1 protein-coding gene is annotated in these 797 nt (G+C 50.9%); it reads left to right on the top strand.

What is annotated here, in order from left to right; all coding sequences use genetic code 11:
* A partial coding sequence (locus R7O13_RS26065; protein ID WP_318305100.1) for an efflux RND transporter permease subunit occupies positions 1–797 on the top strand: 797 nt, incomplete at both ends.

Here is a 797-nt window from a genome sequence, read left to right on the forward strand (position 1 = left end):
ATGATGATCGCCAAGCTCAACAAAGGTATCGAGCGAACTCGCGCCGCGATTGATTCCGTCAAAGAGACCTCCGTGCCACTTTTAGGCGCAACTGTCATCGCGATTATGGGCGCAAGCCCAGTGTTGTTCTCCAAAACCGACTCCGCCGAGTTTGCGAGCTCTGTGTTCTACATTGTGGCATCGTCACTGTTGCTTTCATGGATCGTCGCGATGACGTTTACGGTATTAATGGCGTGGATGTTCATCAAGCCAAAAGCTAACAGCGAAGAGACCAAACCGAGCCGTTATAAACAGTTGGTATTCTGGACGGTGGACAACCCATGTAAAGCATTAGCCGCTTTGGTTCCGCTGATTTTAATCACCGCCGTGGCAATCCCGTATGTGGCCATGAACTTTATTCCTCAGTCGGATCGCTCAATTGTGTTTCTCGATTACTGGCTACCCAATGGTGCCAAGATTGAACAAACCTCGGCAGACATGCGCAAAGTTGAAGAATGGTTGGTCGCACAACCAGAAGTGGAAAGTATCTCTAGCTATGTCGGCACCAGTGCACCTCGCTTCTCGGTAACGGTAGAGCCTGAGCCACTCGACCCTGCCTACGGCCAGATTCTGATCAACACCAAAGACTACGAGAGCATTAGTTACTTGGTGACGCGTGGTGATGATTGGCTGAAAGAGGCGTTTCCGGATGCCGAACCTCGCTTCCGAGCGCTGAAGCTGGCAACCAAAGATAAGTTCGCGGTTGAGGTGCGTTTTTCTGGTCCGGATGAAACCGTATTACATCAACTAGCGGCGGA

Source organism: Vibrio sp. Y176 (assembly GCF_033438945.1).